This is a genomic window from Chryseolinea lacunae, from assembly GCF_016735595.1.
Classification (GTDB): domain Bacteria; phylum Bacteroidota; class Bacteroidia; order Cytophagales; family Cyclobacteriaceae; genus Chryseolinea; species Chryseolinea lacunae.
This window is the reverse complement of the sequence record NZ_JAERRB010000014.1, coordinates 187,850-213,962: the sequence shown is the minus strand read 5'-3', so window position 1 is coordinate 213,962 and position 26,113 is coordinate 187,850. Positions and strand designations below refer to the sequence as shown.

The following is a 26,113-nucleotide window of genomic DNA, read 5'->3' as shown; positions in this document are numbered from 1 at the left end:
TTTGAAACCTGGACTCTCGTTTATCCTTTTTCTTATTCAAGAAATCAATCACGAAACATCCCAACCTCGCGGCTATAATGTTCCATGGGTCCGCTATCAATTATCATCCATTCAAAGAACGTGCTGCTCGCCGAAGCGAACATCTGAGGATTCATCTCTAATCTCTTGTTGAGAACCCTACTTCATCTTGTTTTCGCCGCCTTCCTTCTGAAACGGGATGCAAATGTATGTGTTCCCCCAGACCTGCGCAAGAGGGAGCACAAAAAAATTATATAAATTTTTCTTTCCGGTATACCGTTTGGGTACGATCGGGTCCTGTAGAAACCAGCGTAATGGGAACCTGAAGTTCTGCCTCAAGGAATTTTATATACGCATCCAATTCGGCTGGCAAATTTTGTTTCGAAATTCCGTCTGTGTTCAGATCGATGCTCCAGCCCTTTAATTCTGTATAAATCGGTGTAATTTTTTCATTCACTATTTCGTAAGGCACCATGTCGGTGATGGTTCCGTCGCTCAACTGATACTTCGTGCAAACTTTTATTGTCGAAAAAATGCTGAGCACGTCGGCTTTCATCATCAGTAATTGGGTGACGCCGTTGATCATGATCGAATATTTTAACGACGGCAGATCAATCCAGCCACAACGACGCGGTCTTCCGGTGGTGGAACCGAACTCTCTTCCTTCCGCACGCATACGTTCACCTTCGTCGTCTATCAACTCTGTGGGGAACGGTCCGCTTCCCACGCGGGTGCTATACGCCTTAAAGATGCCATACACTTCTCCTATATGACTCGGTGCCACGCCAAGGCCTGTGCAGGCCCCTGCCGTCACTGTATTGGAGCTCGTCACAAAAGGATAGCTTCCAAAATCAATGTCAAGCAACGCGCCCTGTGCGCCTTCTGCGAGGATGGTGGAACCCGCCTTCAATTCTTTATTCAGAAAATATTCGCTTTCGATAAGTTGGAATGTTTTCAAGAACTCCACTGCATCCAAAAACTGCGCTTTTAGTTCGTCCCAGTTAAAGGCGATGTCGTGATCTTTCAGGATCTTGAAGTGAACGTCTGTTAGCTTCGTGAGCCTTTCCGAAAATTTATCCGAAAGAATATCGCCCACGCGCAATCCCTGGCGCCCGATCTTGTCCTGGTATGTCGGACCGATGCCTTTCAGCGTCGAGCCGATTTTGTTGTCGCCTTTTGCTTTTTCGTAGGCCTGGTCCAGTAGGCGGTGCGTTGGCAGAATGAGGGTGGCTTTCTTGGAGATGAAGAGATTCTCTTTCACCTTCAGGTTAAATTTTGCAAGTTTCTCGATCTCGCCTTTGAAGATGATCGGATCGAGCACCACGCCGTTGCCGATGATGTTTTTAGTTTTCTCGCGAAAGATGCCGGAAGGAATTTGATGCAGCACGTGTTTGATGCCGTCGAACTCCAGCGTGTGGCCCGCATTGGGTCCACCCTGAAAACGGGCTACTACATCATACTTGGGCGCTAACACGTCCACGATCTTTCCTTTGCCTTCGTCTCCCCACTGAAGGCCCAACAATACATCTACCTTAGACATCCTGATTTTTAGATTTTTTCTTTGAGAATTATTTAATGATTTCTTCCTCGTTCTGAACGATGTGAAAAATGGCGTTCAGCTTCGTGATCACCAATAATTTCTGGACACTTTCGGACGGCCGCATCAAAGACACTTCGCCACCTTTGTTTCTGAACTTGGTGAGGATGGTGATTAACACGCCGATACCGCTACTGTTTATATATCGCAACCCTGATATGTCGACGATGCAATTAAGAACCTTTTGTTGAATGGCGTCGGTCACCGCTTCAATGATGGCGGCGCCGTTGTCTTCGCCGATCAAATCGCCCGACAGCCTCAGAATGAGGTGGTTATTCTTTATTTCTTTTGTGAAATTCATACTCCATTAAGGTTGTGGGTGGCTTCTTTTTTATTCTCACAATTCACCCGTGTGCACGAGGCATATAATATGAGTGAATGATGCATCACGTTGAAGTGTAGAATTTCCTCCACCGTGTTTTGAATGTTCTGAATCCTGGGATCACAAAACTCCACTACCTTATGACATTCCGTGCAAATGAGGTGATCGTGCTGTTTATAGCCATACGACTTCTCATACTGCGCCAGATTTTTTCCGAACTGGTGTTTGCTCACCAGATCACACTCCACCAGCAGGTCCAGGGTGTTGTAGACCGTGGCCCGGCTCACCCGGTAGTTTTTGTTTTTCATGCTGATATACAGGGACTCCACGTCGAAATGGCCGTCGCGGGAATAGATCTCCTCCAGGATCGCATAGCGTTCCGGAGTCTTGCGCAGCTCCTTATTTTCCAGGTAGGCCGTGAAGATCTTTTTTACCTCTTCGTATATCTTGCTGTTCAGTGCCATTTGAAATAACGGGCAAAGATAGCCGAATAAAATAATTTACGGCCTATTCTTTTGAATCAAATCGACTCACTTTCACCACCCCTTCCACACTCCGCAGTTTCTCGATGAGCTGCTCCATGTGTCGTGTGTCGTTGAGGTAAAGCATGATTTCGCCTTCAAAAATGCCCGAATCGGTGTGGATTGACATAGAGCTCATGTTCACTTTTAGCTCCTCGGATATAATTTTTGTGACGTCGTTGATGAGCCCCACGCGGTCTGTGCCCAGAATCTTAAGGCCTGTGAGGAACGCCACCTCGTGCTGTGAAGTCCACTTTGCTTTCACTACGCGGTTGCCGTGATGGGAAAGCAGTTCGGGGGCGTTGGTGCAGTTTGTCCGGTGGATCTTGATGCCTTCGTTGACGGTGACAAAGCCAAAAACGTCGTCGCCGGGAATGGGCGTGCAGCATTTAGCCAGCTTATAATCAACAACATCCATGTCTTCGCCAATCAGCAAAATATCTTCGTAGCGGCCTTTTGCCTGTTTGATTTCCGCCTCAATCGACTTGGCGTCGGCGACCTGAGCATTAGGTCGGGCTTTAATGGCAGACGCGGGCTTGTTTTCCGCAAATTTCTTGATGTCGGCCGAGGTAATGAAGCCGCGGCCTATCCTATAGTATAGTTCAAAATTGGCCGGCACCTTGAAGTATTCACGCATCTGTTCCAGCAGCTGCTGGGTTGGCTCCTCTTTTAGCTGGCGCAGCTTGCGGATAAGTATTTCCTTGCCTTCGTCGGCCGATTTCCGTTTGTCTTCCTTCAGTTCGTCTTTGATGCGGGCTTTTGCCTTGGAGCTCACCACAAAACGCAGCCAGTCTTCGTGGGGCTTTTGTTTTTGAGACGTCAGGATTTCGATCTGGTCGCCGTTTTTCAACACATAGTTGATGGGCACCAGCTTGTTGTTCACCTTGGCGCCGATGCATTTAGAGCCCACCTGCGTGTGGATTTCAAATGCAAAATCGAGAGCCGTGGCTCCGTAGGGCAAGGTTTTGAGTTCGCCTTTGGGAGTAAACACAAACACTTCTTCGCTAAACAGGTTGCCCCGGAAGTCATCCACAAAGTCGAGGGCGGAGTGGTTGTTTTGTTCCAGCAGGTCGCGCACGCGGGCCAGCCATTTTTCGAGGTTCGATTCGGCGGTGGCCTCGCGGTCTTTGTATTTCCAGTGGGCGGCATAACCCTTTTCGGCAATTTCGTCCATGCGCTTGCTGCGGATCTGCACTTCCACCCACTGGCCGTTCTTGGCCATCACGGTGGTGTGAAGCGATTCGTAGCCGTTGGATTTGGGCGTGCTGATCCAGTCGCGGAGTCGGTCTGGGTTGGGCGTATAGTAGTCTGTTACAATAGAATACACTTGCCAGCACAACGCCTTCTCATAGTCCACCGTAGTGTCGAGAATGATGCGGATGGCAAACAGGTCGAACACTTCCTCGAAGGGAATATTCTGCTTGCGCATCTTGTTCCAGATCGAATAAATGGACTTTGGCCGTCCCTTGATTTCGTATTCAATTTTAAGCTTGTCCAGTTCGTCTTTGATGGGCACCATGAACTGTTTGATGAACTTGGTGCGCACGGCGCGGGTGGCGTCTATGTTTTGGGCAATGCCATTGTAGACGGGCCGGTCGGTGAACCGGAGGTATAAGTCTTCCAGCTCAGTCTTAATTGCATTCAGCCCCAGGCGGTGGGCCAGTGGCGCATAGAGGTAGATGGTTTCGTTGGCCACCTTCAGCTGTTTGTTGCGCGGCATGCTGTCGAGCGTGCGCATATTGTGCAGGCGGTCAGCCAGTTTGATGAGGATCACACGCACATCGTCAGACAGGGTGAAGAGCATCTTCCGGAAATTCTCGGCCTGTTGTGAGGTGCCATATTCAAAGACGCCGCGAATTTTGGTGAGGCCGTCGATGATGCGGGTTATTTTCTTGCCGAACATCTTTTCGATGTCGGCCAGCTCGATGTCGGTGTCTTCCACCACGTCGTGCATGAGGGCTGCGATGATGGAGGTGGTGCCCAGGCCGATCTCTTCCACGCAAATTTCGGCTACGGCCAGGGGATGAAAAATGAAAGGTTCGCCCGACTTCCGGCGCATGTCTTTGTGGGCTTCCAGAGAGATGGTGAAGGCCTTTTTGATCAATTTGGCATCGCCATCCTTCAGAATCGGCTTGGCTTTGCGCAGCAATCTCCTGTAACGGTTAATGATTTCTTTCTTCTCCAGTTCGGCGTCTATTACCATTATTTACGGCAGATTAGTTGAATTTGGGTGTTTTTGATCGTTGCTAAGGTGAGTAAAAATGACTTTTTTCTGTTTACAAATACAAACTATTTCTTATTTGTGAATATTCTATAAATTTGCGCCCTCCTTTTGCGGATGTGGCGTAATTGGTAGCCGTGCCAGACTTAGGATCTGGTGCCGAAAGGCGTGGGGGTTCGAGTCCCTCCATCCGCACCACTGAACCCTCGATGTTCGTAGACTATCACGGGCGTTGAGGGTTCTTGGTTTATCTGGTGAAAACAATAAAATACTTTGAGCTTTGGAAATAACACTAGACAAGAAGAACAGCACTGAAGGTTTAATTAAAATTAAATTAACCGAAGGTGATTATCAACCCAGCGTTGAAGAAAAAGTAAAAGATTACGCCCGCAAAGCGAACATCAAAGGCTTCCGTCAGGGAAAAGTTCCTACTGGTGTGATCAAGAAAATGTTTGGCAAGTCTATCCTTGTCGAAGAAATCAACCACCTGCTTTCGCACAAGCTTTCTGACTATATTAAAGAAAACAACCTCAAAATTCTTGGCGAACCGCTGCCCAACCAGGACAAGGCATCGACCATCGATTGGGAGGTTCAGAAGAATTTTGAATTCGAATACCTCATTGGTTTGGTGGATGAATTCTCGTACGATCTTTCTTCGAAAGTGAAAGTTCTGTCGTATCCCATCGAAGTAGACGTCAAGACCATCGACGAGACGGTTGCTGATTTGAAGAAACGTTTTGGTAAGGTGGAATATCCCGAAGTGAGCGAAGCGGGCGACAACCTGTTTGGTCCGCTTCGTATCAAGGAAGGCGACTTTGCCCGCGAGCAAGCTTTTGTTGCCGTCGAAAAAGTGGAGAAGAAAGAGCAGAAGAAATTCACCGGCGTGAAAAAAGGTGAAGAAGTTGAATTCGACATCGACAAAACATTCGGCGACATCAACGAGAAAGCCCAATTGCTGGGCCTGTCGGTGGACGAAGCCAAGAATGCAAAAGGCGCGTATATCCTGAAAGTTGAGACCATCAGCCGCACCGAGCCTGCAGAAGTGAACGTTGAATTGTTCGACCGCGTGTTTGGCAAAGATGTGGTGAAAACCGAAGCAGAATTCATTGAGAAAATCAAGGAAACAATCGGCGAGAACTACAAGCGCGAGTCTGATCACTTCCTGGAACACAACATCGAAGACTATTTCGTGAACAACACGTCCATGAATCTTCCCGACGACTTCCTGAAGGCCTGGTTGAAAACCAGCAGCCAGGGACAGGTTACGGATGATGTGTTGGCGCAGGAGTTCGACGCCTACAAGCGTGGCCTGAAATGGGATCTGGTGAAAAACCGCATCGCCGACGACAACAAGATCACCGTTGAAGCCGACGAAGTGCGCGCCAAAGCCAAAGACATGATCATTTCACAATTTGGTGGCCCCGCCATCGCCGAACAACTGGGCGATAAACTGGACGCCATTGCCGACAACTATCTGCAAAACGAGAACGGCAACAACTTCATGAAACTCTACAACCAGCTGCGCAGCGAGAAACTTCTGAAGTTTATCCGCGAGCAGATCACCGTAACAGAGAAGAAGGTGACCGTGGATGAATTCAAGAAAATTGTGGAAGAACACAAACATTGATGTTGACACTCACGGCCGGAACATGGGCCGGGAGGTTGCAATAAATATCTACAACAAGCGACTATGGTTTTAAGGCAACTTAAAACCATTTTCGTTTTATGGGGGTTATAGGGTTGTATTTTAGCGTTAGGATGGCTATGATTGTTCTCCCGAAAAGCGACAAATCCGGCTTACCTGCCAGTTTTCAAAATCATATCGTAAACTTTTAACTATGAACAATAACAATGAATTCAGAAAGTATGCCGTGCATCATCTGGGCATGAGCGGCAATACGATCGACAGTTACGCAAATCAAATTAAAGACATGACCCAGTACGTGATTGAAGAGCGTCCTGGAAATTTCCGTGCCATCGATGTGTTCACCCGGCTCATTTCCGACCGCATCATTTTCCTGGGCATGGGCATCGACGACCAGATTGCCAACCTCATCACTGCCCAGCTTTTGTTCCTGGAGTCGTCAGACCCCAAGAAAGACATCATTATGTACATCAATAGCCCGGGAGGCTCAGTATATGCAGGATTGGGCATCTACGACACCATGCAATATGTGAACCCTGACGTGGCCACGATCTGTACAGGTTTGGCAGCTTCTATGGGCGCGGTGTTGCTCACCGCCGGCGCAGCCAAGAAAAGATCGGGTCTGCCCCATTCCCGCATCATGATTCACCAGCCCATGAGCGGCATGCAGGGTCAGGCTTCGGATATGGAAATCAGCCTCAAACAAACGTTGGAGGTGAAAAAGGATCTTTATAACATCCTCGCCAAACACAGCGGCCAAACCTACGAAAAGATCGAAAGGGACTCGGATCGCGACTACTGGATGCGTTCCAGCGAAGCCAAGACCTACGGCCTGATCGACGAGGTATTGGAGCGCAAGAAGGTCTAACCCTTTTGCCCACAAACCGTTTCTACCGATGTGCCAAATATTCGCTACCTTTGTGGCGTTTGGCACATCGGTTTTTATTTAATCTCAAATAGTCATGGCTGAAGTTACCTGTTCCTTTTGCGGAAGAAGCAAAAAAGACGTTGACCTGATGATCTCGGGCATTCACGCGCACATTTGTGACAAATGCGTGACACAGGCCAATCAAATTTTAGGTGAAGAGAAAAAGAGCAAGACTGAGGCTGGCTTTTCCCCCAATTTCAAGCTCATCAAACCCATGGAAATCAAAAAATTCCTGGACGAGTATGTGATTGGTCAGGATGAAGCAAAGAAAATCATGTCTGTGGCGGTCTATAACCACTACAAGCGCCTCATGCAACGCAAGCTCGACAACGATGTGATGATCGAGAAATCGAACATCATTATGGCGGGCGAAACGGGCACGGGAAAAACCTACCTGGCGCGCACACTGGCCAAGTTATTGCAAGTTCCTTTTTGTATTGCCGATGCCACCGTGCTGACCGAAGCCGGCTATGTGGGCGAAGATGTGGAAAGCATTTTGACTCGCCTTCTTCAGGCAGCAGACTACAACGTGGAAGCTGCTGAACGCGGCATTGTATACATCGACGAAATCGACAAGATTGCACGCAAGTCAGACAACCCTTCCATCACCCGCGACGTGAGTGGCGAAGGTGTGCAGCAAGCGTTGTTGAAATTGCTGGAAGGCACCGCGGTGAATGTTCCCCCACAAGGCGGACGCAAACATCCCGATCAAAAAATGATCACGGTGAATACTGAAAACATCCTGTTCATCTGCGGTGGTGCTTTTGAAGGCATCTCGCGTTTCATCGCCAACCGCCTCAACACACGTCCCCTCGGATTTGTGGCCGGCGCCGATGGAGCTCACCCCGGTCTGGATAAAGACAACCTGTTACAATTCATCACGGCACAAGACTTGAAAAGCTTTGGACTTATTCCCGAGTTGATCGGACGTTTGCCCGTGGTTTCGTTCCTGAATCCTTTGGACACAGAGGCCTTGCGTAAGATTCTTACGGAGCCCAAGAACGCGCTGATGAAACAATACAAGAAGCTATTCGACATGGAAAGCATCGAGCTGGAATTCAAAGACGGCGCGATTGATTTTATTGTCGAGAAAGCCATGGAATTCAAGTTAGGTGCGCGCGGCTTGCGCAGCATCTGCGAAGCCATCATCAACGACGCCATGTTCGAATTGCCCTCGGAAAAGAACATGGACCGCCTGGTGATTACACGCGCCTACGCCGAAGAGAAATTCAGCAAGTCGCAATACAGCAAGCTGAAGGTGGCTTAGAAATTTCAACTGAAATCGTGAAGCATAAAAAAGGGACTGCATAAGTCCCTTTTTCTTTGTAGCTATTTTCGTTGAAGCTTCACATGATACGAACGTCGATGCTTTTCCTGCTATGATTTTGTGAGATATCCGATCATTAATTCAGCCGCGTTTTCAGAGGCGGAACCGGTGTCAAGTATGGTGATGATTTCGTCGTATCCGTCCAGTATGGCTTTGCGTCGTTCGGTGTCGGCCATCATCAACCGAAGCTCGGCCGATATCTGGTCGGCATTGGCGTCGTCCTGAATCATTTCTTTCACCACTTCCCTGCCGGCGATGAGGTTGACGAGGGAAATGAATTTAACCAGGATAACCCATTTGCTGATCGAGTAGTTGAGCCAGCTTGTTTGGTACACCACAATCTGCGGCACGCGAAACAACGCCGTTTCTAATGTTGCTGTTCCGGAAGTGACAATGGCGGCCCTGGCGTGTGCGAGCAAATCGTAGGTTTGCTCTTCCACATAGCTGATGTTTTCCATTCCGAGAAAGGGCTCGTAGAGCGATTTGTCGAGGGTAGACACCGCGGCCACGGCAAACTGGAACTCCGGAAATTTTTTGGCCACCTGGGCCATGATCGGCACGATGCGCTGCAATTCCTGCTTGCGACTGCCGGGCAACAACGCGATGACTTCACGATCGCGATTCAGTTTCCAGCGCGATAAAAAGTCAGGGTTGGTGTGGTGTGCTTTCACGGCGTCGAGCACCGGGTTTCCCACATAGTCCACATCCCACTCGAACTTCTTGAAGAAATCTTTTTCAAACGGAAGAATCACAAACATGCGATCCACATTCTCCTTCAGCGCTTTTGCGCGATACTGACCCCACGCCCACACTTTGGGAGTGATGTAGTAGAAGACTTTGATGTTATGCTTCTTGCAAAATTTGGCGATGCGCAGGTTGAATCCCCCGTAGTCGATAAGAATAACGACGTCGGGTTTGAATTGCAAAATATCGGCTGTGCATTCTTTGATGTAGGCCGAGATACGGCCGAGGTTTAACACTACTTGCGTGAAACCCATGAAGGCCATGTTGGCATAATGCAGGGTCAGCTCCACTCCTGCCGCGCGCATATATTCGCCTCCAAAACCGCGAAGCTTGGCTTGCGTGTCGCGTTTGCGAATGGACTTGACGAGGTTGCCTGCGTGTAAATCTCCCGATCGTTCACCCGCAATTATATAATAGCGCATATTGAGTTTACGAGGTAGTAGGAAAGGTCGAAGTACGGCCTTTCGGGTTTATTCTCCAAAGTAGTCCACGTAATTACGCGGCGTTTCGTAGAGGCGCAAACTGTGCAACATGCCGTGCTCCGTGATGGTGGGCAGATGGGTGTGCAGAATGCGCCAGATCTCGATGATAAGGTTTTCGCAGCTCGCCAGTTTGCCGGTCATGAAGTCAACATCCATGTTCAGGTTTTTGTGATCCAGTTTGTCGACCACTTCTTTCCGGATCAGGTTGCTCAGTTGCTTCAGGTCGACCACAAAACCGGTGTCGGGGTCAGGCATGCCCTTCACCGTCACGATCAGTTCGAAGTTGTGGCCATGCCAGTTATCGTTTGCACAGGGTCCAAACACTTCCACGTTCTTCTCTTTGGTCCACTGCGGATTGTAGAGCTTGTGGGCGGCATTGAAATGTTCTTTGCGGCTGACGTATACCATGGTGCAAAACTACATTAAGTCTGGTGGATCAAAAAATCTCCGAATCGGCTCCCCCGCGATCCACCACAGGAGGGGCAAATAGGAAAGGCCCCGACAAGTCGGAGCCTTTCACATTCTACCCTAATCCAAATTCTAATTAAAAAGTTCTGTCGGATCAAACAGGCCTGGCGAAGGTTTGGGCGCCGACGTGTTCGAGTTCACTTCTGACTGTGGTATCAGGAAGCGCTGCGGAATGAGGGTGCCGGTCACAGGCGTGAGGCCAATCACCTGCCAGTTTTGCTGTCCGGCGAAAGAACCAAATCCCTTGCGATGCATATCGATGAACACATCGAGTGTGCTCAGCAGGGATACGTAGCGCTCTTCTGTGATCTCGCGATACAGTGCGTCGGCAGCGGTGATGCCGTCGGGGTTTTGGCTTCCTCCTTCATCAAAATCGGCGCTGGCATAGGGCTGGTAATTTCCGGGACCGGAATAGTAGTCGGGATTCAGATAGCCGCCCGCATCAAGGTAGGCGCGGTATTCGTTCAGCTCATCCAGAGCGGCCGTGAATCCGCTTTGGCGCAACGTGGCTTCTGCCAGAATAAGTTGGTTGTCGCGGTAGGTGAGCATGCGGAAAGGCGCGCGATTGGAAAACATGCCGTCTGCTTCGCCGTCGTAGTCAAAGCCCGACACATTCAAATCGTAGCCGTCTTCATAGTTGCCATAGTAGATGTAGGCGAAGCGATCGTCCTCCACGTTCTTGTCGTTGTTGCGATTGAAAGTCTCCGGGCTTGTGGCATCGAGCATCTTTGGCGCAAACGCATCGGCGGCACCCATGTAGCCGGGGCGATCATAGACGAGAAACGAATAGTATAAATTAAAATCCTGTCCGGGTGAATCGTGGTGATCGATCATCACGTCGCCGCTGGGGTTGCTGATTCCTTTCGCGGCGGCTTGCAATGCATTGGGATAGTCGCTCAGGTTGAGATACAGTTTTGCTTTCACCGTGTAGGCAACGGCCGTCCACAGCGCGTCGGCATCCTCCACTTTCTTCTGACCGGGGAAGAAGAGGTCGCCATCGTAGTTTGTTCCGTCGGGAGCTTCGTCGATGTTCTTGAGGGCCTGATCTACCAGTGTGATCAGTGCATTATAGATATCGCGTTGATCGTCGAACACAGGGTTGGGATACTCGGACAGGTTGCTGGCTTGTGAATACGGAATGTCGCCAAACAGGGCCGCGGTTGTGCCCATGGTGTGAGCCTCCAGAATCTGCATCATGGCCAGCGCGCGTTTGTTGTTCACCAACGTTGCTTTCGCTTCCGCAATCTTCAGCGATTTAAAAAGGCTTGAGTAAATTGTTGACCACGCGTTGTCGTAGTCGGGTGCAGTAGACGTATAGTTGTTCAACGCCACATACTGACGGTCTGTTCCTGTGAACTGACCACTCCACATGCCACCAATGCGGGCCAACTCGCCTTCCATGTAGGCCACATACGAAATCTGCGCCGCGTTCACCACCAGTTTGAGGGAAGCGTCGGTGGGTTTCGTAGGATCGAATTCGCTTACACCGTTCGCGAATTTTTCGCACGAACTTATGAACGCTCCCAATGCCAGGAGAAGGGCGATCTTTGGAAATGACTTAATATATTTTTTCATACTGAAATCGCTTAATAGTTAATCTTGATAGTGAACAAGTATGAACGGGTGGCCGGGTTGTTGAAATATTCCAGACCGCGACCATTCGTGCTTCCGGTGAGGTTTGTTTCCGGATCTGTTCCGATGTATTTGATGTCCGGACCGGTGATGAACAAGTTTCTTCCGGTGATGGAGAAATCAATAGACGTGAGTTTGGTTGCCGCTCTGAACGCCGAGCTGTTCAGCGAGTAGGCCAACGTCACTTCGCGGATGCGTGTGTTGGTGGCGTCTTTCACAAACTGGCTGGCTACGGGGCCAAAGCCACCACCAAGGTCGGTATACCATCCTTGATCAAGGGCCACTTTTCCGCCTCCAAAATCCTGCACGCTACCTCTGAATGTGTAGGTTCCATCGGCATTGGGTGTGTAGCGTTCAGCCACAAACTTGCTGCGATCGGTTCCGCCGGCATTGTTGGGAATGCTTCCCCACACGGGCATAGCGGCTGCCTCTGCTGCCGAAATGGTCGAGAGCACATCGGTGTCGGTAGAACGACCAAAGTTGTTCATGATGCCGTGTGTTCCGGCCCAGATCTGACCACCTTGTGTTCTTTCTACCAAGACATAAAGCGAAAATCCTTTAAACGAGAATGTGTTTCCAAAGGCGGCTTTCCAATCGGGGTTCGGGTTGCCGATCACCGATTCGTTTGTTGCTGCTTTCGGGAATCCTCTTTCGTCGAGCATGAGGTTGCCTTGTGCATCTTTCTCCCAATCGATGCCCCAGAGCACACCAAGCGGTTGTCCTTCTACAGCACGCGACGAGGTTCCGGCAAAGCCGTTCAGGAAGAGCGACGATGTTCCGGCGAGGCTGGTCACCTTGTTCCGGTACATCGACCAGTTGCCGCTCAGCTTCCACGAGAAGTCGCCTACTTTAAGAATGTCGGCACCCAAATCAAATTCCCATCCGTGGTTTGTGATCTCTGCAGCGTTGGCCACTTTGTCGGCAAAGCCTGTTGATGCAGCCGTGGCTACTTTCAGAATAGCATCGGTGGTTTTGTTTGTGAAATACGTAGCACTCAGGCTCACGCGATCCTGGAAGAAACGGAGATCGGTTCCGAATTCAATTTCTGTTTTGCGCTCAGGTTTCAGGAAAGCGTTGCCCAGCGTTGTGCTTTCGGTATACCCACCGTTGTAGGCTGCCGAGAGGATTTGAGTTCCCCAGCCGTCCAGCACACCACCGGGTGTATAGTAGGTAGCCGTGTTGTAGGGCGATGGTTGCACACCCACCTGGCCATAGCTTGTTCTCAACTTTCCAAAAGACAACACATCCGATTCTAGCAGCTGGCTGAATTGCCACGCGAGGTTTGCGGCGGGATAATAGAATGTGCTTTTTGTGGCGCGACCAAATGTGGAAGCGCTTTCTCCTCTTCCGGTCAACCCGAGGAAGAGCATGTTCTTATAGGCAAAATCCAATGTTGAATACACCGCCGCGGTGCGTTGCTGTGTGAACGCGTTGAAGGGGAATTGATTGGACAGCGTAGCGTTTGTAATGTCCGTAGGGATGGACTTGTCGATGATAAACGATTGTGCCGTGCCACCGATGCGTTCATACTGACGCTGGTTCAAGTTCAACCCAACCAACGCGATCAACGTAAGATCTTCGTTGAGGTTGAATTTTCCACGACCAAAAAGGTCTCCATTAAATTGTGTTTCTTTCAGGTTTTGAAGGATGAGTTTTCCACCGGGTTGTGCAGATGCCAACGGATCAAGGAGATCATAACGACGATCGATGTAGGTATCTACACCGGCTCTGGCTGTGATGTCGAACCATTTCCAGGGCGACACACCCAACTCAAATGATCCCATGAAACGATCTACGTCCGACGTGCTGATGTTGTGATCCATCATCCAGAGCGGGTTGTCATAGGTCGACTTCTCGCTTGCACCCAGCGGGTTCCGGTAGGCACGTTGACGATCGAAAGCCACCACGCCGTTTGCATCGGTGTAGGTGCCCACCGCATATTCGTTGTTAAAATCGGGCGACGTACGCAAACCACCGAGGTAGAGGCCCGACACGTTCGAGCCCATTTGGGTGCGGTTAGATTTGGTTTTTGTGTAGCCAAAGTTCGAGCTCATTTTCACAAACTCATTGAAACGTTTGTTGGTGTTGACACGGATCGACGTGCGATCGTAGTTGCTGTTGCGTTGAATGATACCATCCTGCTTCAGGTTGTCGATGCTGATGTAGAAGTTGCCGTCTTTGTCGCCGCCGTTCAGGGTCACGCCAAAGTCGTTGTAGCTTCCGGTTTTGAAGAGGTTGTCTCTGTAGTCGAAGACGTCGCGCGAATTTTTCCCACCGTGAGGATCAGCCGCAGTTCCGTTGGGGATGGCATAAAATCTTGTGCCGTCGGCCGCTTGAAAAAAGCCATTGTATCCGGGTGCCGTGGGATCGGTGATGAACGCATCAGCGCCGCCCTTGCGATCGGGAATATAGTCACCCCAGCTGCCTCCGCTTGAAGGCGCGTTCTGGTATTGCATCAACGTGCCCGAGCCCCAGTTTTTAGTAAGGTCGTGCGCGATGTAAAGCTTGTCCATGGAGCGTGTGTACTTCAGCGACACATTGATCTTGCCTTTGTCACTGGAGCCTTTCTTTGTCGTGATCACGATAACGCCGTTGGCGGCCCGTGTTCCCCACAGCGCGCCGGCGCTTGCACCTTTCAACACTTCAATAGATTGAATGTCGTCGGGGTTCAGGTCGTTGAGACGCGATTGTTGCGCCACACCATCTACGTTGCCGTCTGTTTCAGAAATGCCGGACTGTGAATTATAGATAGGCATGCCATCGAGAATGATGAGGGGTTGCAGGTTGCCGGTGATGGTGCTTTGTCCACGAATCTGGATGTATGCGCCAGCGCCCGGGTCGCCACTGCTCTTGATGATGTTCACACCCGATGCTTTTGCCGCCAACCCGTTGATGAGGGTAGCTTCGCCCGATTTGGAAACCGCGCTTCCACCAATGTTAGAAGACGCCGTGCCGAGCTCGTCGCGGTTTTGTTCGATACCCAGCGCCGACACCACCACTTCCGAAAGCTGGGTCACGTCCTGGTCCATCTGGAGATCCACCGTGGTGCGTTCTCCGATCACAACTTCCTGCGATTTCAAGCCAATGAAGGAGAACACGAGGGTGCCTCCCGACTGAGGGACTGAAAGACTGTAGCGTCCGTCAACATCCGTCACTGTGCCGTTGGTCGAGCCCTTCAGCACCACATTCACACCCGGCATCGGAGAACCATCCTCTGGGGAGGTGATCCGGCCGGAAATCGTCCGCTCCTGTGCCCAGACCTCGCTACTGGCGAGGGCGAACACCGCTGTTAAGCATACAAGTAAAAACTTCCGCATTTTGATAAGTTTAGGTTAATGAAAATTAGTGTTTAAACACACGTGTTTAAACTTTCATGTTCAAACTTATGATAAATGGGAAATTGAAAAAAACGAATACACCCCGTTTGGAGCGCTGGAATCGCTGTTTTATACCATCAGTAGGGGGATAAATGCCTAATGGCAATTGATAATTGCCGGCTACGGAAATTCGAGGCCTTTCAAGAAATTTATTCGTCCGGTTGGGCAAATCGAGATCGGGCAACAAAAAAAAGAGGCACCGCAGGGGCGCCTCTTTTCCAATTTCTATTTCCTTTAACCTTAGATCTTCGTCAAGGTATATGATCCTGTGGCGGGGTCGGCTGGTGTATTGCCGTCGTTTCTCACATACGACCAGTTCATCGAAATGGTCCCGTTCGCGTTGAGCGTGCCATCCAGCGTAAAGGTCCGAGCTGTAGCGCCCGATCCGGCCGTTACAAAACCTGTTCTTCCAGTGATTGTGTTGTCACAAAGATTTACACGCAAGGTAGGTTTCGCTCGGGTGCTGTAGAACACAGGCCAAACGCCACCGGTCACTTCTGTGAACGTGTAGACACCGGGTCTGTTTTTTGTAACCACCACTACCACTTTCTCTGCAGAGAAGGCGCTACCCGAATTCGCTTTCAAATCGTCGAGGCTGAACGGATCGCCGCCGTCTGTGTTGCCACTGGCTTCGGATACAATGTAAGTACCTTCAGCAAGGCCATCAGACAAGCAAGGACCATTTACCAGCGTGAGGGGAACCGTGAGGGTTGACGTCAACGCTGCAGACTCTCCCTTTTCGTCTACTTGAGAATCGGAAACAGTAACCGTCAGGTTCAACGCGCGATCTGCAGTTCCAACCAAAATTGTGCTGGGTGTGAACGTGAACGTGAAGTCTCCGCTGGTCTTTCCTTTTATGGCGGCAAAGCTTGACTCGTTCAAGGTTACCGTACCATACTCAACAATAGAAGATGATACTGAGGCCGATTCAATTATGCCTGGGGCATTTACCACAGAAACTTTTATTTCAACGGGGTCACCGTAGTTTACAAACGCAGTGTATTTGTTTAGCGGCTGAGCCACTATTTTCACACTGCTGTTTCCAGTGGCGCTTAATCTCAGAAACGGAGCGTCCTGAAGAGCGGGAGGGTTTGCTACAGTATAGTCATCCACACAACTCGAGATGACCAACGATGCAGCAAACAGTGCTATGACAGAATATATATATCTCATATGCATTCGTTTTATTTGGGTTTAGGTCAGATTAATTTTTCTGCCATTCAACTTTAAATGTTCCAAAAGAACCTGCCGCCACGGTGAAGCCAAGGTCCAGTGTGAGGAAGCCGCTGCAAGAGAAGAAGAAGCCGCTGCCCGCTGTGGATCCAAGTCCATAGCCATCTGCGGGAAACCAGAAGTCGGCATCCCAGGTAACTTGCTTCGCTACTGTAGCTGCACCCGTGCCAGGGTTAATGTCGACAATCATGTCGAACTCTTGAGGGTAGCCCAATGCATTTTTAACCGTGATTTGGTTTGCACCGGGGCCTGCAACGATCTCCGCCTCATGACCCGGCGCGGTTGCCCATTCGCCGGCATCTGTAACGACGGTGTATGTGCCAACGGCTTCATCTACCACAAAAGGACAAGACACAAACAATTTAAAGGTTGATGTGAAGCTTGCGTTTGTTCCGGTTGTGATGTTTGGAGCAGAGTTAGCCGCATTGATGATTCTTCCGTCGTTTAACTCCACAGAGGAGAAAAAGGTGAAGTTGTCACCGCCGCTCAAATATGTGGCGCCGCCTGGCAGATCGAAAGCTGCGGCCAATTCCGTAGCCGTCACTTGCAAATCGCTGGCTTTGCCATTGGCAAACGCTGAACCTGCCACCTTCTTAATCACTACTGTCGGAAACTTTTGGGTCGGGAACGTTGCATCGGTGAACGTGGCCGAATAGGTAATTTCCTTGATATCGCTATTCTGTGAATAGATATCAAACACCATAGACGCATTGGTGATGTCGAGGAAGTTCAATACCGATTTATCGGAATGAACAACCACTCTGGCATTAACACCGTCCTGGATTTCGGGCATACGAATCTTGTCTTCGTCACGACATGACACCGTGAAGATCAAGGTCGTGGCAACAAGCAATGAATATTTCAAAAAGATTTTCATATCTCTTCAGATTTAGATGTTAGTTATCCCAGAACACTTTGTCGGTAGCCGGATTCCGTTGGGCCGGAGCGTTCGGGTTGATTTGAAGATCGTCCGTGAAATAAGGGAACGACAGCGGATAGGCTCTGTTCAAGATTGTCAACGGGTTGTTGTCCGTGGCAGGATCGAACATGATCGGGTAGCCGGTTCTGCGATAGTCTGTGTAAGCATCTACAGAGAAACCAAACGTAGCGATCCATTTTTCAGTAAGGATGAGCTCCAGTTTTCCATTGTCGTCAGCAGCATCATACTTTGCCAACACGGCATCCACATAAGTCTTGATCGTGCCGGCGGCAATGTCGATAGGAGCCAACTCATTCACCTCATCGAAAGACGCATACATCGCCTCTTCAAAAAGATCTCTGGCATCGCCCGAAGCACTCTTGGTCAACGAAAGTTCTGCACGTGTGTAGAGCTGATGGAAGTAAGAATACAAACGCGTATAGCCTGCTCCACCCAATCCTGCGTTTTGTCCTGCAGCAACGCCGGCCGTCGTGCCTGATCCATCATCATATGCACCACCACAAGGATAGAGTCCTACGCGGGTGTATGATTGAGCCTGGTCAAAACCTTCGTTCGGATCGATGTTGAACGATGCAAACCAAAGTGACAGGAAGTCGCCATATTTAGCCGACGCTACGTACTTCGCATTTTGCGGGGGATCGCCTGCCAATTGGTTGTAGAAATAATAAGGAACGCGGGGATCAACGATTCCGTCCAGCACAGGGTTCAACGGCGCTCCCGTGAGTGACGAGCTCTGGTTCGACATGATCAAGTAGAAGTACGGATCGATTTGGTTTGCGTTAGCATCAACATAGTCTTGCTTAAACAAAGGGTTCCGGTTCTCAGGGTTGTTCGAAGATGTGTAGAGCAGTTTGAATCCGCCTGCCACGCTATTGATCATCTTGTCTTCGGCCAGAATAGCTTCCACCGCAGTGGCATCATACATCGACGTTAAACGCACGTTGTTGTATAATTTAAGCTTCAACGAATTGGCAAAACGAATCCATTTGTCAGCCGCATTGGAGCTGGTACCATACACGAGGTCATCGGTTCCCAGTTTCTGAGCTGTTGCAACCGTTTTGGAAAGGTTGGTCTTTGCTTCGTCCAGAAGTTTGAACAGTTCCGGATACACATCGGCACCTTCATCATACTTGGGGAAAGGGTTGGCAGCTGCCTGACCAAACTCGGTGTATGCTGCTTTTCCGAACACATCCACCAGCATGCTGTAGGTGTACGCTTTCAGGATCTGCGCCACACCCAGGTAGTGATAGGATTGTGTTTCGGTTCCTTTTCTGATCATTTGGTTGATATCCATCAAAGCACCGGCATACATGTTAGGCCAGGCGTTGGATATGCTGAATTCATTTCCCGCCACAAAGTAGAAGTTTGACGTTCCACGTTGAACGGTGTGGTGAACAAATTGCGAGGTGAGGTCAGAAAGCCCACCGCTCCCGTTTCCTAACGATTCGAAAATTACCGCCTCAACAGTCGGCAATATTTGTTGCAGTTTAGAATCGAGCGGGTTGTTCGGATCTGTATTGACATCCAGGTAGTCACTGCATCCGGTTACGCTCAGAAGGCTGACCACGGATAGCGCGAGAACTGATTTCTGTATACGCTTAATGTTTATTTTCATATCGATTGCTAATTAAAGATTAGAAAGTCAATCTCAGGTTCACGCCGTATCTTCTCACAGAAGGGAAGTTGTCGAACTCGAATCCTTGCGCATTGGAAGTACCAAATGAGCTGGTTTCGGGATCCATGTGCGAGTGCTTCGGCATGTTAGGTGCCTTGTACCAGAGATTTCTGCCGGTGAGGGTTACGCTCACAGAACCAAAAGGTGTTTTGGCCAGAAGCGACTTGGGCAGTGAATAGCCAAGGCTGGCTTCTCTCAGACGGAACACAGTTGCATCGTAAACGTTCCATTCGTCTGCTGCGTTGATACCGAAGGTTTCACCGAAATACAAATCGTTTGTTTCGATCTGAATGTTGTTTGGTATTTTCTTGCCTTCTGCATCCAACAGCGGTTGTCCGGAGTTGATGTCACCCAGGAAGCCGGGTATGATTTTGTTCACTTCTCTGTCTTCGGTATCCTTTGTTACACCGCGCCCAAGTTGGTTCGATACGGTGGTTGAATACAGATCTCCGCCTTGTGTCCAGTCGAACAGAACAGACAAGCTAACGCCTTTGTAGCTGAACGTGTTGGTCATACCCGCCTTGAAGTCAGGGTTAGGGTTACCTATGATTGCAGGGGACAATGAGCGGATCAACTGGCCGTTGCTCGGATCGATCAAGAGGTTGCCATCGTGATCGCGAACATCTACCGAACCTCTCATGATACCGTATTCCTGACCGGGACGAAGCACGGGCGTGATACCGCCGGCGAACAGGTTGCGCACCACAATTTCGTCAACACCGGGAGCGAGACGCTCCACTACGTTGCGGTTATGCGTGAAGTTAGCGTTGATATCCCAACGGAAACCATTGGCCAACGACACAGGCGTTATGCCTACCATGATTTCGATACCCTTGTTGCTTACGTCACCAAAGTTGGTGAGGTAGCTGGTGTAGCCCGAAACCGAAGGGTATGACTGTGCCGCAATACCGTTTGTTGTTAAGGTATTGTAGTAGGTGAATCCGATTGACGCTCTGTTGTCAAAGAATTGCAAGTCTGTACCTACTTCTACCGACCGTGTGAATTCTGGTGTGAGGTTCGGGTCAGCCACTACGTCGCTCGAGCCGGGAAGACCGCCAAGCGTTGTGCCGGGAATTTTGTTGAAAGGGAATTGCACGCTTTGCGATACAAATTGAGGATTCACCATGTAGGTGTTGCTCAAATCATAAGGGCTGGCGTCGTTACCGGTTTTAGACCAGGTAGCACGCAGTTTACCAAACGACAAGATGCTCTTATCCATGTTGAACGCATCGGTGAAAATGAACGCCGACGAGATCGAAGGATAGAAGAAGCTTCTTTTCGAAACGGGCAGTGTCGAAGACCAGTCGTTACGGCCAGTAGCCGTCAAGGTCAGGTAGTCTCTGTATTGCAAAGACACTTCACCCAAAACACCGATAAGTCTTCTTCTGGAGTAGATACCACCATTGTTCAATACGCTGGTTGTGTTGTCGATATCCAGAATGTTGAAGTCGATCATACCCGTACCAATGTAGGACTGCTGTTCCTGTGTACGTTGGTTAAGGTTGTGTGCAACGTAAGCGCCCAGTGTAAGGTCGTCTGTCAGTTTTTTAGTAGCATTCACACGCAGGAAGGATTCAATCTCCGTCCAGGTTGTGTAGTCTGTTGTGATCTGACCGATACCACCCGCAGCGCGACCGCCCGGACGGAACCATTCTTTGTTGCTTTGATCATAGTGGGTAACACCACCCCTGTATTGAACACTCAACCAATCGTTAATATCGTATGCTACGTTGAAGTTTGTAACGATACGGTTCATTTGTGTTTGGATACCGTCATATTTTGCCGACCAGTAAGGGTTGGTTGACTGCGATTTTGCCACGAAGAAAAGGCTTTCCTTGGTGATGGGGTCTTCGTAAGGCTGTCCTTGAAGATCCCAATCTCTTCCGAGATACATCGTACGTCCGAAGGCCGTACCGTTACCAATCGCGTTGCCTGCACCGCCGGGAGGGCCTGCCTGAACCGTGCTGCTGTATGACATTGTTCCACCGATGTGGATGTTGTTTGCCAGGATCGTGTTTGCGCCAATGCTCAACACGTTTCTTTGAAACTTGGAGTTCGGCACGATACCTTTTTGATCCAGTCTGGACAGTGTGGCACTGAAGTTTGCCTTTTCATTTCCACCGTTCATGGTGAGTGAATTTTCCCAAAGCGAACCGGTGTTGAAAAAGTCCTTTACGTTGTTGGGGTGAGCTTGATAAGGAACCGTTTTAGGTTCATTGGGATAAGCATCCACAAAAGGTTGCCAACGAGGAATGGTCGAAATTGTAGGGTAGTCAACAGCACCGGGGAAAGGAGCTCCCCATGAACCGTTTGCAGGGCTATAATTGAACTTTGATCCCGAACCATATTTGTTTTGAAAATCAGGCAAGCCCGAAATTTCTTCAACCGAGTAGCCCGAAGTCACGCTCATCTCCAAACCTTTTTTTGAAGCGCGTGATGTGCCTGTTTTGGTGGTGATCACAATCACACCGTTTGCCGCACGCACACCATACAACGCCGCACCGGCACCACCGGGAGGCAGGATGTTCATGGTTTCGATATTGTTGGGGTCAACGCCTGCCAAACCGCTGGCATACGAACCACCACCCGAAAGCTGGTTGGAAGTATTTACCTGTTGGTTGTCGTAAGGAATACCATCCACCACAATAAGAGGCTGGTTGTTTCCGAGCATCGAACGGTTACCGCGCATAGTGATGCGGGTAGAGCTACCGGGAGCACCGCTGGAGCTGATGATGTTTACACCGGCTACTTTGCCTTGGAGGGCACGGAGGGGATCGCCTTCCGACACCTGCTGAAGCTTGGTCCCGGATACACTCTCCAACCTATACCCGAGGGTACGTTTGTCTTTTTCAATTCCGGCGCCTGTCACAACAACCTCTGCGAGCTGTTTAGCGTCGGGTGCCATCTGGATGTCGATGACCGTGCGGTCGCCAACGGCGACTTCTTGCGTGGTGAGACCAATGAATGAAAAAACGAGGGTTCCGCCGGTTGCGGGTACGCTCAATTTAAAATTTCCTTCGGCATCCGATACGGTTCCCACCGCGGTGCCACTCAGGACAACGTTTACGCCAGGTAACGAGGTTCCATCTTCGGTAGATGTGACCTTGCCCGTGACGGTACGATCTTGCGCCCACACTGCGCCACTGATAAGTGACGTAATTAGTGTAAGACAGCAGAATAGTAGAATTCTCTTCATACTGTTTAGGTTAGGTTAATGAAAGTTTGAACTTTGGTCCCAAACTTAAGACAAAATAGTAATAGGCAAAAGACAGGTACCCCAAAATTTACTATCGATCGTAAGCCACCAATACCCTATAATGTGGTAGTTTTTTCGATATTCTGTCCAAAATTCCAAAAAACCGAATTGCGGTGATTCCACGCAATAACGTTCAGATAATCGATTTTCGACCTGAAAACGGGGAGACGAACGGCACCGGAACTAACCCGGCTGGGAGGGTGAATTCAGACCCCAAAAAAAAGTTAAAAAATTTTTCTAACGGACAATTCTGAATTCGATTCTTCGGTTTCGCTGGCGTCCTTCATCGGTTTCGTTGGGGGTGACAGGGCGATCGGGCCCATATCCTTTTGTGGTCAGGCGCTTTTTGTCGATGCCGTTGGCGACAAGGTAGTTGTAGACCGAAAGGGCGCGTTTTTCGGAAAGTTGCCGGTTGTGGTCAGGAGCGCCCGAGTTATCCGTGTGGCCACTGATTTCCACTCTCACCGTGGGGTTCGTGTTCAAAAATCGCAGAATCTTTTGCAGCTCGGGCGTAGATCTGGGTTGCAGGGCGAACTTGTCGACATCAAAAAAGATGTTGTTTAGAATGGCCACCGAACCCTCCTTCACCTTCTCCATGTCGATGTCGATGATGATGGGTTTGAAGTCGCGTACCTCAGAATAATTGAAGTTCAAGCTTTTGAAAAGATAACCGGGTTTGTTGACGTAGAGCGCATAGTCGGCTCCCTGCGTGAGCACCATCAGGTACTCTCCGGTTATCGAGTCTGACTCCACCAGCGACTCGATGGCGTTTTTGCCGATGTTGATGAGTTCTATTTTTGCCGACAGCGGGGTGTGACCCACCTTGTCGCGTATCACGCCTTTCACATAGTTGCTTCGGTATTGCATCTGCTTGTCGGCCGGGATATTCATCTCGTAGATTTTGCTTCGCGAGAAACCGTTGGGCAGCGTCTCTTCGTGCGAGTAGTAGCCCTTCTTGCCGTCGGCCGTTATGAAAAGCGAAAATTGATCTTCGTGATCGTTTATCGGTGCGCCAATGTTTTTGGGGGCGGTCCACTGGGTGGAGTCTTTTTCTGAAAAGAAAATGTCGTAGCCGCCAAAGCCGGGCAGTCCATTCGAGGCAAAGAAGAGTGTCCGGTTGTTGGCGTGTATGAATGGAGAGATTTCGTCATACTGCGAGTTCACCTGCTTGCCGGCGTTCACGGCCTTGGTCCATTGACCATCGTCTCCTTGCGTTGAGATCCAGATGTCGCGCCGACCAATGCCTGTGCGGCGGTCTGACACAAAATAAAGTGTGCGCCCATCGGCCGAGAGCGAGGGTTGCGATTCCCATTCGGCGCTGTTCACATTCCGCCCCAGGTTTTTGGGCATGGTCCAGTCGTTGCCAATCTTGCGGCTTTCATAAAGGTCGCAGCTGCCAATGCCATCGCGCCCCGTGCACGATGTGAAGATGAGCTTGCGACCGTCGGCAGAGATGGTGCACGTGCCTTCGTTGAGGCGGGTGTTGATGTTCTTGGAAATGGAAACCGGAAATTGCCAATGCCCCTGCGCATCTTTTGCACTCACCACCAGATCTTCGTCGTCGTTGGGCCCATCGCCTACCCGGCGGGTGAAGATGAGTTGCTGTTGGTCGGCTGTGAGGGCGGGGAAATATTGCATCACGAAACGGTTCACCGTGTCGCTCATGGGCTGCTGTTTATAGGCCGAGGTGTTTGCTTTGTTCTTCAGCGCAAACTCTGCACTTCTGAACAGCATGGTGGCGCGATCGACTTTTGCTTTGTTGAGGGTTTCGTTGTTCACAAACGAGCTCAGCACTTTCATGGCCTTCTCGTAGTCGCCCGAAAGAAGGTAGAGTTCACCGAGGTCGTACCAAAAAACTTTTTGTGTGCGTAAGTCTGTTGTAAGGCTCAGGCCCTTCTCGTATAAGGCAACCGCTTTGGCGTGTTGTTTCATCGAAAAGTAGGTGGTGCCCAGGCGATAGTATGCCTCCACAAACTTGTCGTCTTTCTCCAGGGCCTGGCTCAAAAGGCTGATGGCCTGATCGTATTGACCGCGCACCCGGAAGTTGTCGGCCTGGTTGTAGAGCTCGATTGCTTTTTTCGATTTGGTGCTAAGGGGTGCCTGACACAGAACAACATGATGACAAAAGAGGAGCAGTAGCGCGGCAAGGATACGATTCATGCCTAAAACTAGAAAACAATGTTGGATACGTCAATTTCCGGCGAGTCAAATTCGAGCATGGCGTTGATGAGCTTGAAAGTTTCGAACGACGCGATATCCTCCACCCGTATTTCTTCTTCCTCAATAACGTTCCGTTCCAGCAGTTTGGTACGCTGTGTTCCTTTCAGCAAAGCCGACCATGGCGTGTACCAATGCTTGCCTCTTCTGAACACGATGTTTGCGAACGAAGAGTCGGTCACGAGCCCGCGTTTCACGATGAGGATGTCGTCGCAGGCCTGGCGAAGTTCGTAGAGCTTGTTCAGTGTTTTCCGATCGGCATATTTAAATTCATACGACACCCGATCGTGCTCAATCACCCTCAGGTTGGCCACGGGCTTGGGGGTGTAGGCGCTGAACTCAATGTCTTTCGACTTTTCGTCGTACACGATGCGGCATTTGTATAGCCCCTTCTCCGGCTTCTCCATGTGCTTCAAAAATTCCTCGAGGTCGAAATGGTCTATTTCGCCGCAAAGTGTTTTGAGGGAGCGGTTCATGCGCTGTTCGTGATAGAACAGGTTCTGATATTCGCCGTCCTGCAGTTTTATGGATTCAAGTAAGAGGGACATATACTTTATCAATCACTTCCTGGTATTCCGACGCGGCGCTGCTTTGCGCCGTGATGCCTCCACCGCTGCGATAGAAATAGCGATCGCCTTGTTTTTCGATGAAGCGGATCATTACACCGCTGTCGAGGTTGGTGCCGTCGAAGATACCAAACACGCCGGTATAAAATCCACGTCGCTCCTGCTCCACCTCCCGGATGATCTCCAGGGTCTTTGGTTTGGGAGCGCCGCTCACTGATCCGGCCGGCAATAACCTTACCAAAATGTCGCCCAAGTGGTGGCGGTAGTCTGGCGCCAGATCGCCCACCACTTCCGAACTCACCTGCAACAGCGTTTTAGATGGTGTCCGGATCTCCTCCACGTATCGAAACCGGGTCACGTTCACGCTGGAGGCCACCTGGCTCAGGTCGTTGCGAATGAGATCGACGATGGTGACGTGTTCGGCTATTTCTTTTGGATCGGCCAGCAGTGTTTCCTTCGCGTTTGGAACGGAAGCGTCCAGGGTTCCCTTCATGGGAAAACTGTAGATTTTCTGGTCCTTTATGCGGACAAAAATTTCGGGAGAGAACACCAGAAACTGATCTTCTACCAACAACTTGTAGCGGGCATGACTCAGGTGAAAAACATCCCGCAAGGAATGATCCATCCTAACCTCGGTTTTCACGGTGAGGTTGGTCAGGAACGAATCGCCATACGCAAGGTGACCGTATACCTGCTCGAATTTTTTTCGGTAGTCCGGTTCGGGCAACGGCATTTTCTTCAGCACAATGCCTTCGCTCCCGTGGGCCGGCGGCGCATTGGTTGTGTCGTGAACGCGATACAGTATTTCGGAAGGATTCACATCCGCCAGGCGCATGAGCAACGGGCGCTGCATCTCAAAATCCACCACAAACAAAAAGGGGACTTTGTTGCGCCCCCATTGGTTCATGGTTTCCGTGAAGGTTGCAATGTTCATGAAGGCTTGC

18 protein-coding genes and 1 tRNA gene are annotated in these 26,113 nt (G+C 50.0%); 4 read left to right on the top strand and 15 right to left on the bottom strand.

The features are described 5' to 3' along the window. Positions 1-268: 268 nt before the first annotated feature. From JI741_RS28515 to JI741_RS28500, 4 genes are read right to left on the bottom strand one after another with little or no spacing between them, the layout of a single operon-like run. Entirely contained in the window at positions 269-1,558 is a 1,290-nt protein-coding gene (locus JI741_RS28515) for an adenylosuccinate synthase (RefSeq protein WP_202015520.1), read from the bottom strand. A gap of 28 nt (positions 1,559-1,586) precedes the next feature. Beyond that, complete coding sequence (locus tag JI741_RS28510) at positions 1,587-1,916, bottom strand: STAS domain-containing protein (RefSeq protein WP_202015519.1); 330 nt, start codon at positions 1,914-1,916, stop codon at positions 1,587-1,589. Further along, the gene (locus JI741_RS28505) at positions 1,913-2,401 is read right to left on the bottom strand and encodes a Fur family transcriptional regulator (RefSeq protein ID WP_202015518.1); all 489 of its coding nucleotides are present in this window, start codon (positions 2,399-2,401) and stop codon (positions 1,913-1,915) included. The genes JI741_RS28510 and JI741_RS28505 overlap by 4 nt, the downstream gene beginning before the upstream one ends. 43 nt (positions 2,402-2,444) lie before the next feature. Further along, the gene (locus tag JI741_RS28500) at positions 2,445-4,664 is read right to left on the bottom strand and encodes a RelA/SpoT family protein (RefSeq protein ID WP_202015533.1); all 2,220 of its coding nucleotides are present in this window, start codon (positions 4,662-4,664) and stop codon (positions 2,445-2,447) included. A 128-nt stretch (positions 4,665-4,792) separates the two neighbouring features. On the opposite strand from JI741_RS28500, the gene JI741_RS28495 reads away from it, so the two are divergent. The 4 genes from JI741_RS28495 (at position 4,793) to clpX (ending at position 8,519) form a co-directional block, all read left to right on the top strand. Next, positions 4,793-4,877 (top strand) — tRNA-Leu (locus tag JI741_RS28495). Between the two features lie 82 nt (positions 4,878-4,959). Next, complete coding sequence (locus JI741_RS28490) at positions 4,960-6,306, top strand: trigger factor (protein ID WP_202015517.1); 1,347 nt, start codon at positions 4,960-4,962, stop codon at positions 6,304-6,306. A 211-nt stretch (positions 6,307-6,517) separates the two neighbouring features. Further along, positions 6,518-7,192: a ClpP family protease gene (locus JI741_RS28485; protein ID WP_202015516.1), complete on the top strand. Its 675-nt coding sequence runs from the start codon at positions 6,518-6,520 to the stop codon at positions 7,190-7,192. Between the two features lie 94 nt (positions 7,193-7,286). Next, positions 7,287-8,519 carry an ATP-dependent Clp protease ATP-binding subunit ClpX gene (clpX, locus tag JI741_RS28480; RefSeq protein WP_202015515.1) on the top strand — a complete coding sequence of 411 codons (1,233 nt, stop codon included), beginning with the start codon at positions 7,287-7,289 and terminating at the stop codon, positions 8,517-8,519. 110 nt (positions 8,520-8,629) lie between these two features. On the opposite strand, the gene lpxB is transcribed toward clpX, so the two are convergent. The 11 genes from lpxB to JI741_RS28425 all read right to left on the bottom strand — a co-directional run bounded on the left by lpxB (position 8,630) and on the right by JI741_RS28425 (position 26,103). Beyond that, positions 8,630-9,745 (bottom strand): lipid-A-disaccharide synthase, encoded by a 1,116-nt coding sequence (lpxB, locus tag JI741_RS28475; RefSeq protein ID WP_202015513.1) that lies wholly within the window; start codon positions 9,743-9,745, stop codon positions 8,630-8,632. Positions 9,746-9,793: 48 nt separating this feature from the next. After that, on the bottom strand, positions 9,794-10,213 hold the full coding sequence (locus JI741_RS28470; RefSeq protein ID WP_202015511.1) for a 6-pyruvoyl trahydropterin synthase family protein: 420 nt from the start codon (positions 10,211-10,213) through the stop codon (positions 9,794-9,796). A gap of 132 nt (positions 10,214-10,345) precedes the next feature. Continuing rightward, positions 10,346-11,848 carry a SusD/RagB family nutrient-binding outer membrane lipoprotein gene (locus JI741_RS28465; protein ID WP_202015509.1) on the bottom strand — a complete coding sequence of 501 codons (1,503 nt, stop codon included), beginning with the start codon at positions 11,846-11,848 and terminating at the stop codon, positions 10,346-10,348. Between the two features lie 11 nt (positions 11,849-11,859). Beyond that, positions 11,860-15,222 (bottom strand): SusC/RagA family TonB-linked outer membrane protein, encoded by a 3,363-nt coding sequence (locus JI741_RS28460; protein ID WP_202015507.1) that lies wholly within the window; start codon positions 15,220-15,222, stop codon positions 11,860-11,862. Between the two features lie 300 nt (positions 15,223-15,522). Further along, positions 15,523-16,455, bottom strand: coding sequence for a hypothetical protein (locus JI741_RS28455; RefSeq protein WP_202015503.1), 933 nt, complete (start codon positions 16,453-16,455; stop codon positions 15,523-15,525). Between the two features lie 31 nt (positions 16,456-16,486). Further along, complete coding sequence (locus JI741_RS28450) at positions 16,487-17,392, bottom strand: hypothetical protein (RefSeq protein WP_202015502.1); 906 nt, start codon at positions 17,390-17,392, stop codon at positions 16,487-16,489. 19 nt (positions 17,393-17,411) lie between these two features. After that, positions 17,412-19,070 carry a SusD/RagB family nutrient-binding outer membrane lipoprotein gene (locus JI741_RS28445; RefSeq protein WP_202015500.1) on the bottom strand — a complete coding sequence of 553 codons (1,659 nt, stop codon included), beginning with the start codon at positions 19,068-19,070 and terminating at the stop codon, positions 17,412-17,414. Between the two features lie 19 nt (positions 19,071-19,089). Next, positions 19,090-22,326 carry a SusC/RagA family TonB-linked outer membrane protein gene (locus JI741_RS28440; protein WP_202015498.1) on the bottom strand — a complete coding sequence of 1,079 codons (3,237 nt, stop codon included), beginning with the start codon at positions 22,324-22,326 and terminating at the stop codon, positions 19,090-19,092. Positions 22,327-22,623: 297 nt separating this feature from the next. Then, entirely contained in the window at positions 22,624-24,546 is a 1,923-nt protein-coding gene (locus JI741_RS28435; RefSeq protein ID WP_202015496.1) for an OmpA family protein, read from the bottom strand. A gap of 8 nt (positions 24,547-24,554) precedes the next feature. Further along, positions 24,555-25,151 carry an aminotransferase class IV gene (locus JI741_RS28430; RefSeq protein ID WP_202015494.1) on the bottom strand — a complete coding sequence of 199 codons (597 nt, stop codon included), beginning with the start codon at positions 25,149-25,151 and terminating at the stop codon, positions 24,555-24,557. Then, positions 25,135-26,103 (bottom strand): aminodeoxychorismate synthase component I, encoded by a 969-nt coding sequence (locus tag JI741_RS28425; RefSeq protein ID WP_202015492.1) that lies wholly within the window; start codon positions 26,101-26,103, stop codon positions 25,135-25,137. Before JI741_RS28425 ends, JI741_RS28430 begins: the two co-directional genes overlap by 17 nt. Positions 26,104-26,113 lie beyond the last annotated feature (10 nt).

Bases quoted from the DNA above. Each gene is read 5' to 3' on its own strand.
- JI741_RS28515 (WP_202015520.1), bottom strand. From the start codon at position 1,558: ATGTCTAAGGTAGATGTATTGTTGGGCCTTCAGTGGGGAGACGAAGGC.
- JI741_RS28510 (WP_202015519.1), bottom strand. From the start codon at position 1,916: ATGAATTTCACAAAAGAAATAAAGAATAACCACCTCATTCTGAGGCTG.
- JI741_RS28505 (WP_202015518.1), bottom strand. From the start codon at position 2,401: ATGGCACTGAACAGCAAGATATACGAAGAGGTAAAAAAGATCTTCACG.
- JI741_RS28485 (WP_202015516.1), top strand. From the start codon at position 6,518: ATGAACAATAACAATGAATTCAGAAAGTATGCCGTGCATCATCTGGGC.
- clpX (WP_202015515.1), top strand. From the start codon at position 7,287: ATGGCTGAAGTTACCTGTTCCTTTTGCGGAAGAAGCAAAAAAGACGTT.
- lpxB (WP_202015513.1), bottom strand. From the start codon at position 9,745: ATGCGCTATTATATAATTGCGGGTGAACGATCGGGAGATTTACACGCA.
- JI741_RS28470 (WP_202015511.1), bottom strand. From the start codon at position 10,213: ATGGTATACGTCAGCCGCAAAGAACATTTCAATGCCGCCCACAAGCTC.
- JI741_RS28465 (WP_202015509.1), bottom strand. From the start codon at position 11,848: ATGAAAAAATATATTAAGTCATTTCCAAAGATCGCCCTTCTCCTGGCA.
- JI741_RS28460 (WP_202015507.1), bottom strand. From the start codon at position 15,222: ATGCGGAAGTTTTTACTTGTATGCTTAACAGCGGTGTTCGCCCTCGCC.
- JI741_RS28455 (WP_202015503.1), bottom strand. From the start codon at position 16,455: ATGAGATATATATATTCTGTCATAGCACTGTTTGCTGCATCGTTGGTC.
- JI741_RS28450 (WP_202015502.1), bottom strand. From the start codon at position 17,392: ATGAAAATCTTTTTGAAATATTCATTGCTTGTTGCCACGACCTTGATC.
- JI741_RS28445 (WP_202015500.1), bottom strand. From the start codon at position 19,070: ATGAAAATAAACATTAAGCGTATACAGAAATCAGTTCTCGCGCTATCC.
- JI741_RS28440 (WP_202015498.1), bottom strand. From the start codon at position 22,326: ATGAAGAGAATTCTACTATTCTGCTGTCTTACACTAATTACGTCACTT.
- JI741_RS28435 (WP_202015496.1), bottom strand. From the start codon at position 24,546: ATGAATCGTATCCTTGCCGCGCTACTGCTCCTCTTTTGTCATCATGTT.
- JI741_RS28430 (WP_202015494.1), bottom strand. From the start codon at position 25,151: ATGTCCCTCTTACTTGAATCCATAAAACTGCAGGACGGCGAATATCAG.
- JI741_RS28425 (WP_202015492.1), bottom strand. From the start codon at position 26,103: ATGAACATTGCAACCTTCACGGAAACCATGAACCAATGGGGGCGCAAC.